Consider the following 13,467-nt stretch of genomic DNA (forward strand, 5'->3'; position numbering starts at 1 on the left):
AAGCAACGGGCCGTGCAAGGATTTCCGGCGCGCGCCCGGAAAGGAGGAAGGCCATGACTGGTTTTTGGTTGGATTTTCCCTGGGAAGGCCAAGGAGGAGTTGCAGGAGAATTGGGCCGCATGCGCAGGACCCTGGACTTTTTAGCCAACGGTCCGAGTCTGGCCAGCGAGGCAGCCCGCACCGCCGGTGTATTTCCCCTGACCAACGTCACTGAGGACGCCGACAATTTCTATGTATACGCCGAATTGCCCGGGATGGACCCGGCGGACATCAACATTTCCATCACCGGCAAGACCCTGTCGCTTTCCGGTGAAAGGAAGATAGATCCTGAAGAAGGCGCCAGCTACCATCGCAAAGAGCGCAAAGGCGGCCAGTTTAATCGAACGATCACCTTGAAGACCAACGTCGACGCGGCCAAGGTGGAGGCCAACTTCGTCCATGGAGTGCTCACCGTCGTGCTTCCCAAGGCCGAAGAGGCCAAACCCCGGCAAATCGCCGTAAAGGGTTAGGACTGTTCATGACATAGCAACAAGGAGGCTCCCCATGTCGAATACTGAAAACAAAGACAAAAATCTAGTGGCAAAGGAAAAAACCGAAGTGACCGGCCCCGCCGAGCAAACCCGTCCGGGCCGCATGTACGTTCCCGAAGTGGATATTTTTGAAAAAGACGCGGACATCGTTTTGTTGGCGGACATGCCCGGGGTGGCGGCGGAGGATCTGGAAATTGATCTGCGGGACAACGTGCTCACCATTACCGGAGACGTGCAGGCCCAGGAAAAGGAAGGGCAGGTTTATATGATCCGCGAGTACGGGACCGGAAGGTATTACCGGCGTTTCACCCTTTCCAACGACATTGACCAGAGCAAGATCCAGGCGTCCTTAAAAAACGGCGTGATGCGGCTGGTTTTGCCGAAGGTGGAGAAAGCCAAGCCCAGAAAGATTGAAGTGCAAGCTGCGTAAAAGCCATTCAGCAAAAAAAAGAGGCGTGAGACAAAATTTGTCCCTACGCCTCTTTTTTTTATTGGTTGGGCCGGCTATTTCGCGACGGCGTATGAACCGTTGACCCACTTGAGCAGATAGACGTCCGGTTTTTGGCCGCTTGCAGGTCCGGAGACGGCGGCTTGGATCCGGTCAAGCTCGAAATGATCCTTCCAGGTGAACTGGTTTTTCAGAACGCGGTGGAAGAAAGAAGCCACCACGCCTTTGAAGGCGTCTTCATGGACTCTGGAAAGATCAATGACCAGCAATTCCTGTTGGTCGGGGTCGCTGCCGGACATGCCGGTCAACTGGCCCCTTGCTGCTATGATGTAAGGTCCGCCGGATTGATTCAGATTGCACTGATCCAGGAACCCTTTCGCCCGCTGATAGTCGTAGTTCTGGACGTAAAAGCCGTGGGACATGTCAAAGATTTTGTACGCATTTTCACTGAATGCCTGCCTTTTAAGGTTCCAGTACAAAACATTGACTTCATCCGGGCCCTTGCGTTCCTGTTTTTCAAACTGAGGAACGTTTTTGAAAGCCTGATGCATCTTCACGTAACGGTTGTAAATGCCGGAGTTTTGAGAAGGATACATATGAGGCAGCAAGGTGTAGGCGCAAAGTCCGAAGTCCTCGTAAGCGGTCTCATCCGGATTGGGAATCAGATAAGAGCGGCGATCCGTCCGGAGCCCGGGAATCACCGGTACGACCACCGGCTTGGGTTTGGGCGTATACTTGGCCGTCGGTTCCGGCAAAGGAACGGGAACGGGTGCGGGTGCAAGTTTGGGCTCCTCCACGGGAGCAGGAACCGGCGGGCAGAGCGCTAACACCTTTTCCACGGTCACTTCATCATTGGGATTGGCGTACTCTCCGTCAGCCCATGTGACTTCCGATTTTTTGACACATCCCCCAGTAACGGAAAGCAGCACCACAAGAGCTGCGAGCAGTAAGACTGGGACAAGGCGATAGTTCAGGGTTTTGTGCATGGTGACCACCTCCGTCAATATAGTAAGAATTCCTAAAGCGTTATCCAGGATAAGCCGCTGGAATAACCATCGCTTTTCCCGGCGTAATTTAACTAGTCTGATCCAAAAAAACGGGTTGGCAAGAGACTTAACACAATACTCCATTGTTGTAATATTTGCCAGTGGTGTCAAGAAAAAATACCCTTTGCCCCTCAGGGAAGGGGTGTGAATTTTTTAACACCAAGACATATCAATGTTTTTTCAGGACCATCGCCATTTCCATCCCTTTTTCTTCAAAAACCCCGCCCGCGGTATTGGAATAAGACTCCAAAACCTCCAAACCGCCGGCCTCCGCTTCTCGCGCAAAGCTATTCCCGTCAAAGCATTGCAGCCAGTTGAAGATTTCCCGGGTGCGGTTTTTCTCCACAATGACATGCTTGTTCAAAAGCAGATTGATGTCCGTGTACTTCCAGGTGCTGTTGAACGCATAATAAGGGCCGGCCGCCCAAAAACCGTCCCGGGCCGAATATTCGTAAGTCTTCTCCTCTTTCGACTGCTCAAAAAAGGCCAGCGTAAGCACGTCCATAAAAACGCGGCCGTCGTCTTTGAGATGCTTTTGGAAAATATCCAGGAGCGTTTTTCTCTGCTTGGGGCTTAAAGGACAAAAGTCCAGATAGATCATGGTGATCAGATCGAATTTTTCATCTGATTGAAAATCCAGGTAGTTGCCCAGGCGATATTCAATATCAAAGCCGTTTTCCTCCGCCTGCCTTTTGGCGTAAGCCACGGAATTGCGCGAGAAATCCAGCCCGGTTACCTTTGCGCCGGTTTTGGCGAACCGGGAAGTATACAGGCCGGGGCCGCAGCCGAAGTCGCAAACGCTCTTGCCCTCTTCCAGGCTAAAACGGGCGGCGATCCATTGGGCGGACCGGTCAATGAACGCCGTCTTCCGGGACGCCAGATCCGACTCAGGATTCAAATGGTATTCCAGCATTTGTGTGGAAACGTACTCGTCATCCCACAAATCCTGCGCCGTATAATATTCATAGGGCAAGGGCCTTTGATTTATTGTTTCCAGTTGATCGAACAAAGATGCACTCCTGACTCTTACACTCAGCCTTTTGTTTTGCCTGTTGTCTTGATTACGGCCAAAAGGCTGGAAAGCATGATGATTACCGAAGCAATGAAAAAACAAACGGAAACTTGCGGTTGAACCGTCTCATCCGGCAATGCAAAAATGCAGATCAGCCCAATCATTACGCCCCAAAATCCGAAGATGATGGGGTAGATCAGGACGATCCATTTCAAAGCCTTGTCCGAAGCGCCCTCCTTCAAGACAAAACCCACCGGAGGCGGCCCTCCTTCTTCCTCGGGCGCCAGCGAGTACTTCCGCAAGTTCACTCTGCCGAATACATACACCAGCACGCTAAGCGGGAGGGAGCAGGCAAAGTATATGCCTGCGGCGGCCCAGGGCCGCACAGTGTGGTCGGGCAGTGCAAATATGCAGATTAATGCCGTAATAAAGCCGATAGCTGAAAACGCGATAACGGCCAAAGCCAGAAGCAGGCCGGGCAGCCATGTCATGACGCCTTTTTCCTGCGGAATATGCGGGCTCATTTCCCCTCCATGGGTTTTCCCGGATAAAAAATCAGACGGGCAAAATCAAATCCTCCAGCCCGACAGGGCCGTCAGTCAAAGACTGGCAGCCATTATCCGTCACCAAAACCGTGTCCGAATGCCGAAATCCCCCCAGGCCCTGGATGTAAATGCCCGGTTCGATGCTGATAACCATATTTTTTTCCAGGACGGCGTCGCTTCCCAGGGCGATCCAAGGGGGTTCGTGGCCTGTTATTCCGAATCCATGGCCGGTCCTGTGCAGAATGCAATCGCCGTACCCGGCGTCCTGCAGCACCTTCAAGACCGCCCGGTCCACATCTTCCGCCCTGACGCCCGGTTTTACCAGGTCATACGCCCGCGCCCGCGCCTCTTCCATGACTTTGAAAGGCGTCTTGGCTTCCTCGGGAACGCTTCCAATAAAAAAGGTGCGTTCCAGTTCCGCGGAATATCCGTCTGCCTGAGCCGTCACTATGGTGACCTGGGGGCCGCCTTCCTCAAGGAGATCAAACAGCCCCGGAACCGAATGAGGCTGAGCGGAAAGATTCTTGGGCCAAACCGCGCCGAGAAACTTGGAAACCAGCAGGTTCAGGCCGGGAACCTCCATGACCACCTTGCCCATCATGTGCCGGGTCGCTTCGCTGAAGAAGGTCAATTCCATGGCTTCCGGCTTGCTAAGCTCAAAGATTTTCTTAAGCCCTTCGTCGCAAACCTGCGCAGCATAGGCGATGCGTCCCACCTCGTAATCCGATTTTACGACCCGCGCTTCATCCACAAGGTCGATGACCGTCGCATGTCCGGGAGCGGCGTCTTTTAAGGCCAAAGAAAGGGAGGACTCCACGCCCACCTTGGCGTTTGTTGGAATCACCTCTTTCAATGCATCCTCAAACCCCTTGCCTGGGGGCGCGGGATATTCGTAATAGGTTTTATAAACCACCTCCGGAATCACCCTGTCCTTGGCGTGGCTTAGCTCCAAACCCGGCAAAATCATGACCTGCGCACCGTCTGCGGCGATGATTAAAAAGAAAGGCCGTTCAAACGGGATGTACGAAAAATTGGTCAAATAATAGACATTGTCCGTATGCGCCGCCAGGTAATAATCCAGGCCGGCCTTTTTCATGCCCTTGCGAACCTTGGAAAGGCGCAGCAAAAGCTCCTCCTGCGTCGGGGACGCGGTTACCGGGGTGGTCATGTCAGCCATTACACATACTCCTTATGTGTTAGGTTTGTATTTTAGCGTATAGCCTTCCCGACAATATACCAAATTTTGCGCTGAAAACATAAGTGAAAGTCAGGTCGGACAATTTGCAGCCCCGAAATCTTTTCTGAGAAGACTGAAAATTCCGGCGCCAAACAAAAAAAGGCCCGTTCCCAATTGTGGGCGTCGAGCCTTTTTTCAAGTTTGGAATGAGAAGGGGATTACTTGCCTCCGCGTCCTCCGCCGGAACCTCCCCCGGAGCCGCCGCCCGAACCGCCGCCCGAGCCGCCGCCCGAACCGCCGCCCGAACCTCCCCCGGAGCCGCCGCCCGAACCGCCGCCGGAACCTCCCCCGGAGCCGCCGCCGTTACCGCCTCCATTGCCGGCGCCGCCGCTGGAGTCGCTTCCCCCGTAACCGCCGCGGCTGTGCCCGCCAAGACCGCTGCCGAGTCGGGCCGGGGCTATGCCTTCGGTAATGCCTTTGGCGTATTGCCGGCCAAGTTCTTCGGGTTGATAGGTTCTGGCCTGCGTCATGAAGGACGTCCTCAGGTCTTTCATGTCGTCGGAGTCGTATCCTTTGGACAAAGCCTTGGACACCACATCCGCCGTGGTTTTGGAGGTGACGCCCACACGGCAAAGGTCCCTGGCCGTTTCAAAACTCTGTTCGCAAAGCTCGGGGTCCTGAATCCGGTCTCTTTGCTGCAACTGCCGGGCTACCCGGGTGCAATCCTCTTCATTCAGCCCGGCCGCCATGGCTTCATCAATGGTTTGGGCGACCTGATGGGTTCTGTCTCTCTGCTGCACAAGGTCTCCCGCCTGTTTGGAGGCGTAGGCCTGCCTGGACGCCACCCCTCCCATGGCCGATAATACGGAGTCGGCGGAAGCCTTTTTCGCCATGCCCTCCATGCCTTTCGCCATGACGGCCTCTCCGGAAAGCCCCTGCTGCTGGGCTTGCGCCACCATGTTCTGGGCTTTGACCATCTGCCTTTCCGAGAAGCGGTTTTGGGTCATTCTGGCGGTAAAATCCTCGGCGTCGTCTTGAGATATGCCCGCCTGCACCATGGCTCTCATGTTGTTGCTGACCGCCGTGGAGTATTGGGCGTCCTCATCTGCGGCCAATGCCGGAAAGGCGAAGACCGTCAAAAACACCAGCACTAAGGCTATTTTCTTTCTCATTGAGTTATCTCCATGCGTTTTTTGGCTTTGTTCTTTAGGGCGCGCCGTTCTCATTCATTAAACGTGTAAATGAGGAAAAGGTTACTGGGCAGGGTCGAAAATGCATGTTTTTCCGCCGAAACCGTCCGGGCGCGACAGCAGGCACGGCGGTGTGAAAGCTTCGCCGTCCACCAGGTAGAAATATTCAAAGGTCCTGTGGGCCGGAACTTCCACGGACCATACTCCCTTTTTGCCTTTTTTCGCCCTGATGGGTTGGTAATTGGAACTTGAAGAAACCAATTCAACCTTTTGGGCTTTCGGAGCTTTTAAATAAAGGGTAGCCGCGCCTTCTTCCAGGAGCGTGTAGTGCGATTTTCCGGCGCATCCGGATAATATCAATATGAGCAATACGCCCGCCGGCAGGAGTTTTTTCATATTTGCCTCGCCACGTTAAGAATGGAATTCATGCCTCCGAACCCGTCGTGCTCTCTGGCCAGGATGGTCGGATCGGCAATAGGCTTGTTTTCGTCCGCTAAATAGCTGAATCGATGCTCTCCCGGAGGCAGAACCAGAACAGCCTCCCAATATCCGTTGTATCCGGCCCGTTCCATGGGAATGCTCTCCCAGCCGTTAAAACTGCCGGCGATGGAAACCTCCTGCGCCTCCGGCAAGTACAGCACAAAACGATGGGGCGTCCCCTCCGGCGGAGCTTCCCGCCGGTATAGCACGGCTGTGAACAGCGCCAATATCAGGCATGCGGCGGCCGCCAGGGCGCCCGCATACTTTAAGAACCTTTTGGGTTCCCCGGATTCTCTTTTAAAGGCAATCGGAAAGGCGTCGTCCTCCAAGCCGGGGGTAAGGCTGGCATGGGCGTCATCCAACAGAACTTCCTGCCTTACCAGCGCCATGGCTTCTTTGGAGTATTCAGGCTGGGTATTCAAGGCTTCCAGAAAGCGCAGCTTGTCTTTCAACGCCAGTTCGTCGTCTAAAAACTGGCTGATCAGTATATCATCCGGATTCATGTCACGTCCTCCAAGATCCGCCGAAGGCTCTTTCTTGCGCGATGCACGCGCACCTTAACGTTGGCTTCCGAAACGCCTGTCACTTGGGCGATTTCCCTGTAGGTCAGGGCTTTGGACGCCGCCAGGGCCAGCGCTTCTTTCTCATTGGCGGGCAGGCTCTGCATCGCCTGCAGTACGCGTTCGATCTCTTCCTTTTTCAAAAAATCGGTTTCCGGGTTTGCATTTGCTTCCAACTCCGGGGCCTCCCTGTCGTCCCACCGGGCCTGGTTGCGGTGATTGTCGTACACCAGGTTGCGCGCGATGGTAAAAACCAGGGGGCCGGGACGCTCTGTTTCGGCGTATCTTTCCAGGCACCGGGTAAAGCTCTCCTGGACAAGGTCCATGGAAAGATCTTTACATCCCGTCATACGCAATAAATACGCGAAAACCTTGCTCCGGTATTCTTTGTAAAAAGAGTCGAATTCCATACCAATGAATAAACGTTTCAAGGAACGAAAGGTTACAAAATGCGAATTACAATGTTGCAAATTCCTTAAGGCCCAAGGGCGTTCAAAAGAAAACATGCTCGATTTGCATTGACCATCTTAAGCAAAGGGGGCTGCTTGGGTCAAATTATTCAGGCTGTTAGCGGCGTGCGCACGAAGGCCAATCTCTTGACCTTACCTGTGCGACTTGGTATAAGTTTCGGGAACTTTGGAACAACCGGATCATGGATTGGGCCGCCGGTCTTGGGGAGAGACTGCAGGCGGCCATGAAAAGTGTTTGCAGAAGTGCTCGCCATCACGTTGATATCCTTGCCGGTTTTCTGCTTTCCGGGCGAAAATGCGCCATTCAACAATCGCATCCCAAGAGGCTGGACGCATGACACAATATTTGAAGCGTTTTATTGGGGTCAATCCGCTGACACTCACCCTTCTCACCATAATAATAGGATTGGCCGCCTACAGCTTTAAGCCGTCCTTCATGGAGTTCATGGAATTGAAAACGGTCGATCTGCGTTTTCAAGCCCGGGGAAAGATCGATCCCGGCCCGGAAGTGGTGCTTGCCGTCATCGACGAAAAAAGTTTGGAGGAGCAGGGCAAGTGGATCTGGCCCAGGAACAAGTTGGCTAAAATGATCGACCGGCTTTCCGACGACGGCGCCGCAGTCATTGGCTTTGATATCGGTTTTTTGGAAGAGGACCAAAATAGCACGACCAATACGGTGGAACAGATAGAGCGGACCCTGCAAAGCAGAGGCCTTTCCGACGATGAGGTTATCGCCGAACTGGAAAGAATGAAGGTCTTGGGCGACCACGATAAAACGCTCGCCCAGTCCATTAAGAACTCAAAATCCCCCATTGTTCTGGGATACTTTTTTCAAAAAACTTCCGAGGGTCTCACCAATGTCACCCGTGAGGAGGTGATGGCCCATATCGACCAGACCAAAGGATCCAAATACTCGCACGTGAAGTTCAGCGGCCAACAGGCCTTAAGGATCAAACTTCCGGACGCCTTTATGCCGCAGTCGAACATTCCTGAAATTTCAAACGTTACCCAGCATTCCGGTTATTTCAACATGACGCCGGACCAGGACGGCACCTTCCGGTGGCTGAACATGGTCATTGAATGCGAAGGGGGGTATTACGCACCCTTGTCGCTCCAAACCCTGGCAGCTTATGAAGGAGCAGACCTTTCCTTGAATATTGAGGAATTCGGCGTGTCCTCGGTCCAGTTGGGCGACAAAAAAATCCCCACGGACGAGTCGGGCCGCTTTATGATCAACTATCGCGGCGGTGCAAAATCTTTTGAGCATATTCCCGTAACCGATATTATTGAAGGCAGGATTTCCGCCGGAACGTTTAAGGATAAAATCGTCCTGGTTGGGGCCACCGCCATCGGCATCTTCGACCTTCGGGTGACTCCGTTCACCCAGCACAATTATCCGGGGCTGGAAATTCACGCCAACGTGGTGGACAACATCCTCCGGGGCGATTATCTGCGCAGAACCAATTTATCCTTTTTTCTGGACGTGTTCACCATCATCATCGTGGCCAGCGTGCTTGGCTTTGCCATTCCGCGTTTTCCGGTTGTGCCCGGCCTTCTGACCGCCGTAGCCCTTACAGGCGGATATATCGGCTTATGCCTGTTCCTTTTTACCCGGGGAACCATTCTGAACATGGTCTATCCTTTGAGCATCGTGGTGATCGCCTATGTGGCCATGACCGTGTACAAGTACCTCACGGAAGAAAAGGATAAACGGTTTATCAAGGACGCCTTTTCCACTTATCTGGCGCCCAGCGTGGTCAACCAGGTTATTAAGGACAGGGAAAGCCTGAAGCTGGGCGGCGAGCAGCGCGAAATTACGGCCTTTTTCTCCGACGTCCAGGGATTTACCTCCATTTCCGAAAAACTGACGGCCACCTCTCTGGTTGAACTGCTGAACATCTTCCTTTCCGAGATGACGGAAATCATCCTGGATAACGAAGGCACGGTGGACAAGTACGAGGGCGACGCCATCATCGCCTTTTTCGGCGCCCCCAACGTAATGCCGGACCACGCCGCCAGGGCCGCCATCGCCTGTGTGGAAATGCAAAGGAAGCTGGTGGAGCTCCGGGAGCGCTTCGCCCAGGAAGGCAGGCCCATCCTGCACATGCGCATCGGCATGAACACCGGTCTGGCCGTCGTGGGCAACATGGGGTCGTCCAAACGTTTTGACTACACCATGATGGGCGACACCGTGAATATCGCCGCCCGCCTGGAAGGCGTCAACAAGGTTTACGGCACCTACACCATGATCAGCGAGTCCACTTACGAGCAATGCAAGGAATACGTTGTGGCCCGGGAACTGGACGCCGTCAACGTGGTGGGCAAGGCGGAGCCGGTTGTGATTTACGAGCTGCTCGGCCTCACGGGCGAAGTGGATAACCATATGGAACAAATGATTGAGCATTACGCCAATGGTTTGGCCGCTTATCGCCGGCGGCAATGGAAAGAGGCGGTGGGGCATTTTGACAAAGCCCTGGCCTTTGACCCGGGAGATCCCCCCAGCCTGACCATGAAAAAACGCTGCATCGAATATTTCAAGACCCCGCCGGCCAAGGATTGGAACGGGGCCTACACCATGACCAGTAAATAATCCAGGCGGCGGAGCCAATCCGCCGCGTTTGGCAAAAAAAGGCACATCCTGAAACCCGTTTTGCGACGGGTTTCGGCGTTTCGCCCCTGTGCACCCCGGTTTTCCCCATTTTAATGGCGGGAATGGGTTTAATGAGTATCGTCCGCCCTTCTCCCATCCATAACCTAAAAGCGGGTTATCCCTTGCATTTTGAGGGCGGCTAGGATTAACCTGAAAAAAGCAGGATTTTGGTTCTTCCAGGAAATGGAGCGGCGGCGGGTTTATAAGCGGTAACCCTGCGTTGTTCGTGGATGATTTTCTATCATTGTGGTATATTGCCGGAACTTGGAGGTATTCGAGATGAGCGTCCGGAGGAGGAGTGCATGAGATTTCAATGTACGGCTGTCAGGGTGGTTGTCCTGGCGCTTCTGGTCCTGGCGGGCGTCCTTACCGGCTCCGCCATAGCCAAGCCCTTTGAAGACGTGATCGAGCACGTGGGCTTGGAAGGGGTGATCAATTGGTCCCAGGGGTATATTGAAGCCAAAGGAACAGGCGTTCCTCCCGAAGAATACGAGAAGTTTTACGGCAAGCCCCAAGCGCGCTCCATGGCCATCAGGGGCGCTCAAATAGCCGCGTACGACAATTTGTTGAAGACGGCCAGGTCGGTTCGCATTCAATCAACGAACATTGTGGACGACTCCATAGGCTCCAATGAAGAAATTCTGGATCAGGTAGTCAGCATGGTCAGAGGCGCCAAGATGGTGCACAGGGAATACCTTTCCGACGGCACTGTAGAGGTATCATTGCGCATGCCTTTGTTGGGCGGGTTCACCCAATTGTTTCTTCCTTCGGAATACAGGACCGTGCCGGACGTTAAAGCGGTTTCGTCCAGCAGCAATCCCCAGGGCGCAGCCGCTCCGCCGGGCGCCGCCGAGGGGGCGGAAACCCCGGCGAAAGTCGATCCTGACTCCAGAATCTACACAGGCATGGTGGTGGACGCCCGGGGCCTTGGCTTGAATCCCTCCATGGCCCCGGTAATATTGGACGAAGACGGCAAGGAAGTCTTTGGCAGCAATTACGTAAGCAGAGAGTTCGCCGTTCATCAAGGAATGGCCGGGTTCACCAAGGAAATGACTGTTGCGGAAAAGGACCGGCGCGTAGAGGGCCGGCCCCTGATCGTGAAAGGCGTGAAAATCGCCAATCCCGGGAAATCCGACATTATAATCAGCAAGGCGGATGCAGACCTCATCCGGGGGACGTCCGAGAATCTGTCCTTTTTAAAGCAGTGCCGGGTTGTGATCGTGTTGGACTGACGGTCAAGCCCGGAATTAGGATTGGATGCTATTCAGGAGGCATTATGAAAAGGAGTCAACCTTGGTTGGTTCTAACGGTTCTTGCTTGCCTTATTTTTTTCCCGTCAGCGTGCAAACATCGCGATAGAACTTCCCAGGCGGAGTTGGATACTCCTAGACATCACGTTATCGCGGGGAGAGTTTTTCTGCAGTCAGAAAAATATGAATCCGCATTGAGGGAGTTTCAAAGAGCCAGGGAGTTGGACCCTAAATGCGCTCCCGCCTATATTGGCCTGGGAATTCTGGCGAGCCTCGATCAAAATTGCCCTTCAGGCCTGGCATTAATGCAACAGGCCGAAAGCCTGGCTCATAACGATGACGAACGCGTTCAGGTTCTGATCGGCTTTATTCGGGTATATTCCGGCTGCCGGGAAAAACTGGATGCAAACTGGCTGTCCTTGGTTGAAAAAACATATCGGCAGGCCCGGCAAATTGACTCCCAAAACGCCGCACTTTGGTATTACACAGGCGCGGCTTACAAAAGTGTGAGCGATCTGGATCGCGCCAAAGCGTTTTTCGACGATGTTCGCGACTACTCCAATGACCCCTTTCTCAATGAAAAGGCGAAAGAGGCCCTGGCCCATATCAAGGAGATTGCCGCGGCGAAGCCTGCTACGGAAGCCGGAAAGAAAATTGTTTTAAAGTCCTTCATCACCCGCGCTGAATTTTCCTGCTTGCTGATACAAGAGGGCAAAGCCGCGTCCCTGGCATCGGGCCGCGCAGCCGCCCTTCCCGCGGATGTCAAAGGGCATCCTTATGCGGCGGAAATCGGGCTGGCCATTGCCATGGGCGTTCCGGGAATGGAAGTGGATGAAAAAGGGGCGTTCAGGCCTGAGGATAAGGTAACCCGCTGCCAATACGCCGGCGTTATGGCGGCCATGCTTAAAAAAGGCCTGGGAGAAAGCCGCCGGCTGTCGCCGGAGACGGTAGAGACCTCCCCCTTTTCCGATATGACGGACGATGAGGATTGTCTGGAATCCATGATGATCGCCCTGCAGAACGGCATGCTGGAACCCATGGACCGGAGGACCAGGACGATTGGGCCTCAACAGCCCATATCCGGCGTTGACGCGCTGCTTGGCATTCGGGCCTTTGAAAGGCAGGTCAATGAGAGCCAAGGCCGGTAAACATTATTGAGGGTAAAGGAACCTGGCGGTTCTATCAAAGAGCTCCTGTTCAAAGCGTCCGGTGGATATGCATTCGATATCCTGCTGCATGGATGACCTGCCGTACACGTTGGGCCACGAAAAAGGGAGCTTGTAAGAGCATTGGATTCTAATGCGTGTGAGCTGGGGCGCTTCCCGGCCCAGGTCAATGGTGACGGATCTGAGAACCAAACCTCTCAGCGGAGCGTCTCCCACGGTCCCGCACAGGCAATTCCGGAAAACCGGAACTTCAGCGTCCCGCAACGTCACTTTTCCTTCTTCATTGGCCTTGTACCATATTTCGGCGTCGGTCGTTTGCTCCAAGGCTCGCATCAAGGCGTTCCACGTGGTCTGATAATCCCTTTCCGCAATGAACACGGTCTGAGGCCCCGGACCAGCCGGGGGGGAATAGCGCGCAGGCGATGATGAGCAACCGGAAACGGCCAGTATAATAAGCGCTGACCAAATCCAAACACAACATTTTGTAATGGCGGACAATTCTTTCATGGACGGATCCTTGATCAAAAGATTCTGCATGCATCCAATGTATCATTTTTTTTCGCCCTGTTAAAGATTGTTTTCCTTTCCAGACTATCCTCCCTAAATCCGCGATTGATGGGGAGAAAAAAATGAAAAACCCCGTTGTGCTTGAGAAAACAAGCAGATAGGATGGAGTTGACCACAACAACCTATCACCAACGGGGTGAAGCCATGATGACACAGACAGTCCTCCCTTTCAAGCTGGAAGTCACCAACGAGACAATCACCGCCCATGCCGGGTTGGTTGTGTTCGGCGAATTTGTTCACGGCCTTGGATTGAACGCTCTGGTCAACCGCAATTTGCCCAAACCCGGTTCAGGGGCGGGATATGCGCCGTCCGCCTTTATTGAACCGCTTATTTTGATGCTTCATGGAGGCGGCCGGAGCTTGGAGGATTTACGGG

General features: G+C 53.8%; 14 protein-coding genes and 1 pseudogene. 6 read left to right on the plus strand and 9 right to left on the minus strand.

The features are described 5' to 3' along the window. Positions 1-53 precede the first annotated feature (53 nt). Positions 54-509, plus strand: a complete 456-nt coding sequence (locus BUE18_RS04675) for an Hsp20/alpha crystallin family protein (protein ID WP_073473402.1) — start codon at positions 54-56, stop codon at positions 507-509. Between the two features lie 34 nt (positions 510-543). Next, positions 544-960 carry an Hsp20/alpha crystallin family protein gene (locus BUE18_RS04680; RefSeq protein ID WP_073473405.1) on the plus strand — a complete coding sequence of 139 codons (417 nt, stop codon included), beginning with the start codon at positions 544-546 and terminating at the stop codon, positions 958-960. 74 nt (positions 961-1,034) lie between these two features. Here BUE18_RS04680 and BUE18_RS04685 read toward each other — a convergent pair whose 3' ends face one another. The 8 genes from BUE18_RS04685 to BUE18_RS04735 form a co-directional block, all read right to left on the minus strand. Next, positions 1,035-1,964, minus strand: a complete 930-nt coding sequence (locus BUE18_RS04685; RefSeq protein WP_073473407.1) for a hypothetical protein — start codon at positions 1,962-1,964, stop codon at positions 1,035-1,037. A 229-nt stretch (positions 1,965-2,193) separates the two neighbouring features. Then, entirely contained in the window at positions 2,194-3,033 is an 840-nt protein-coding gene (locus BUE18_RS04690; RefSeq protein ID WP_073473410.1) for an SAM-dependent methyltransferase, read from the minus strand. A 23-nt stretch (positions 3,034-3,056) separates the two neighbouring features. After that, the gene (locus tag BUE18_RS04695) at positions 3,057-3,560 is read right to left on the minus strand and encodes a hypothetical protein (RefSeq protein ID WP_073473413.1); all 504 of its coding nucleotides are present in this window, start codon (positions 3,558-3,560) and stop codon (positions 3,057-3,059) included. Positions 3,561-3,591: 31 nt separating this feature from the next. Then, the gene (locus BUE18_RS04700) at positions 3,592-4,758 is read right to left on the minus strand and encodes a M24 family metallopeptidase (RefSeq protein WP_083610770.1); all 1,167 of its coding nucleotides are present in this window, start codon (positions 4,756-4,758) and stop codon (positions 3,592-3,594) included. A 218-nt stretch (positions 4,759-4,976) separates the two neighbouring features. After that, on the minus strand, positions 4,977-5,930 hold the full coding sequence (locus BUE18_RS27845; RefSeq protein WP_170868253.1) for a hypothetical protein: 954 nt from the start codon (positions 5,928-5,930) through the stop codon (positions 4,977-4,979). 81 nt (positions 5,931-6,011) lie between these two features. After that, entirely contained in the window at positions 6,012-6,344 is a 333-nt protein-coding gene (locus tag BUE18_RS04725; protein ID WP_073473423.1) for an early set domain-containing protein, read from the minus strand. Beyond that, positions 6,341-6,931, minus strand: a complete 591-nt coding sequence (locus BUE18_RS04730; RefSeq protein WP_073473425.1) for a glycogen-binding domain-containing protein — start codon at positions 6,929-6,931, stop codon at positions 6,341-6,343. The genes BUE18_RS04725 and BUE18_RS04730 overlap by 4 nt, the downstream gene beginning before the upstream one ends. Next, a complete protein-coding gene (locus BUE18_RS04735) occupies positions 6,928-7,494 on the minus strand; it encodes a sigma-70 family RNA polymerase sigma factor (protein WP_083610771.1) in 567 nt (188 codons plus the stop codon). Before BUE18_RS04735 ends, BUE18_RS04730 begins: the two co-directional genes overlap by 4 nt. A 298-nt stretch (positions 7,495-7,792) precedes the next feature. Here BUE18_RS04735 and BUE18_RS04740 point away from each other — a divergent pair, with 298 nt between their 5' ends. The 3 genes from BUE18_RS04740 to BUE18_RS04750 all read left to right on the plus strand — a co-directional run bounded on the left by BUE18_RS04740 (position 7,793) and on the right by BUE18_RS04750 (position 12,506). Beyond that, on the plus strand, positions 7,793-10,048 hold the full coding sequence (locus BUE18_RS04740; RefSeq protein WP_073473429.1) for a CHASE2 domain-containing protein: 2,256 nt from the start codon (positions 7,793-7,795) through the stop codon (positions 10,046-10,048). Between the two features lie 362 nt (positions 10,049-10,410). Next, a complete protein-coding gene (locus BUE18_RS04745; RefSeq protein ID WP_073473431.1) occupies positions 10,411-11,340 on the plus strand; it encodes a hypothetical protein in 930 nt (309 codons plus the stop codon). 323 nt (positions 11,341-11,663) lie between these two features. Next, on the plus strand, positions 11,664-12,506 hold the full coding sequence (locus tag BUE18_RS04750) for an S-layer homology domain-containing protein (protein ID WP_244549281.1): 843 nt from the start codon (positions 11,664-11,666) through the stop codon (positions 12,504-12,506). 3 nt (positions 12,507-12,509) lie between these two features. Here the strand turns inward: BUE18_RS04750 and BUE18_RS04755 are convergent, their stop codons facing one another. Beyond that, positions 12,510-12,902: a hypothetical protein gene (locus BUE18_RS04755; RefSeq protein WP_073473435.1), complete on the minus strand. Its 393-nt coding sequence runs from the start codon at positions 12,900-12,902 to the stop codon at positions 12,510-12,512. A gap of 333 nt (positions 12,903-13,235) precedes the next feature. Between BUE18_RS04755 and BUE18_RS04760 the strand changes: the two are divergent. Next, a pseudogene (locus tag BUE18_RS04760) lies at positions 13,236-13,467 on the plus strand (IS1380 family transposase); the annotation flags it as partial.

This window comes from Desulfatibacillum alkenivorans DSM 16219, assembly GCF_900142135.1.
In the GTDB taxonomy this organism is placed as follows: Bacteria; Desulfobacterota; Desulfobacteria; order Desulfobacterales; family Desulfatibacillaceae; genus Desulfatibacillum; species Desulfatibacillum alkenivorans.

Bases quoted from the DNA above. Each gene is read 5' to 3' on its own strand.
- BUE18_RS04745 (WP_073473431.1), top strand. From the start codon at position 10,411: ATGAGATTTCAATGTACGGCTGTCAGGGTGGTTGTCCTGGCGCTTCTG.
- BUE18_RS04675 (WP_073473402.1), top strand. From the start codon at position 54: ATGACTGGTTTTTGGTTGGATTTTCCCTGGGAAGGCCAAGGAGGAGTT.
- BUE18_RS04735 (WP_083610771.1), bottom strand. From the start codon at position 7,494: ATGTTTTCTTTTGAACGCCCTTGGGCCTTAAGGAATTTGCAACATTGT.
- BUE18_RS04740 (WP_073473429.1), top strand. From the start codon at position 7,793: ATGACACAATATTTGAAGCGTTTTATTGGGGTCAATCCGCTGACACTC.
- BUE18_RS04680 (WP_073473405.1), top strand. From the start codon at position 544: ATGTCGAATACTGAAAACAAAGACAAAAATCTAGTGGCAAAGGAAAAA.
- BUE18_RS27845 (WP_170868253.1), bottom strand. From the start codon at position 5,930: ATGAGAAAGAAAATAGCCTTAGTGCTGGTGTTTTTGACGGTCTTCGCC.
- BUE18_RS04700 (WP_083610770.1), bottom strand. From the start codon at position 4,758: ATGGCTGACATGACCACCCCGGTAACCGCGTCCCCGACGCAGGAGGAG.
- BUE18_RS04695 (WP_073473413.1), bottom strand. From the start codon at position 3,560: ATGAGCCCGCATATTCCGCAGGAAAAAGGCGTCATGACATGGCTGCCC.
- BUE18_RS04725 (WP_073473423.1), bottom strand. From the start codon at position 6,344: ATGAAAAAACTCCTGCCGGCGGGCGTATTGCTCATATTGATATTATCC.
- BUE18_RS04750 (WP_244549281.1), top strand. From the start codon at position 11,664: ATGCAACAGGCCGAAAGCCTGGCTCATAACGATGACGAACGCGTTCAG.
- BUE18_RS04730 (WP_073473425.1), bottom strand. From the start codon at position 6,931: ATGAATCCGGATGATATACTGATCAGCCAGTTTTTAGACGACGAACTG.
- BUE18_RS04685 (WP_073473407.1), bottom strand. From the start codon at position 1,964: ATGCACAAAACCCTGAACTATCGCCTTGTCCCAGTCTTACTGCTCGCA.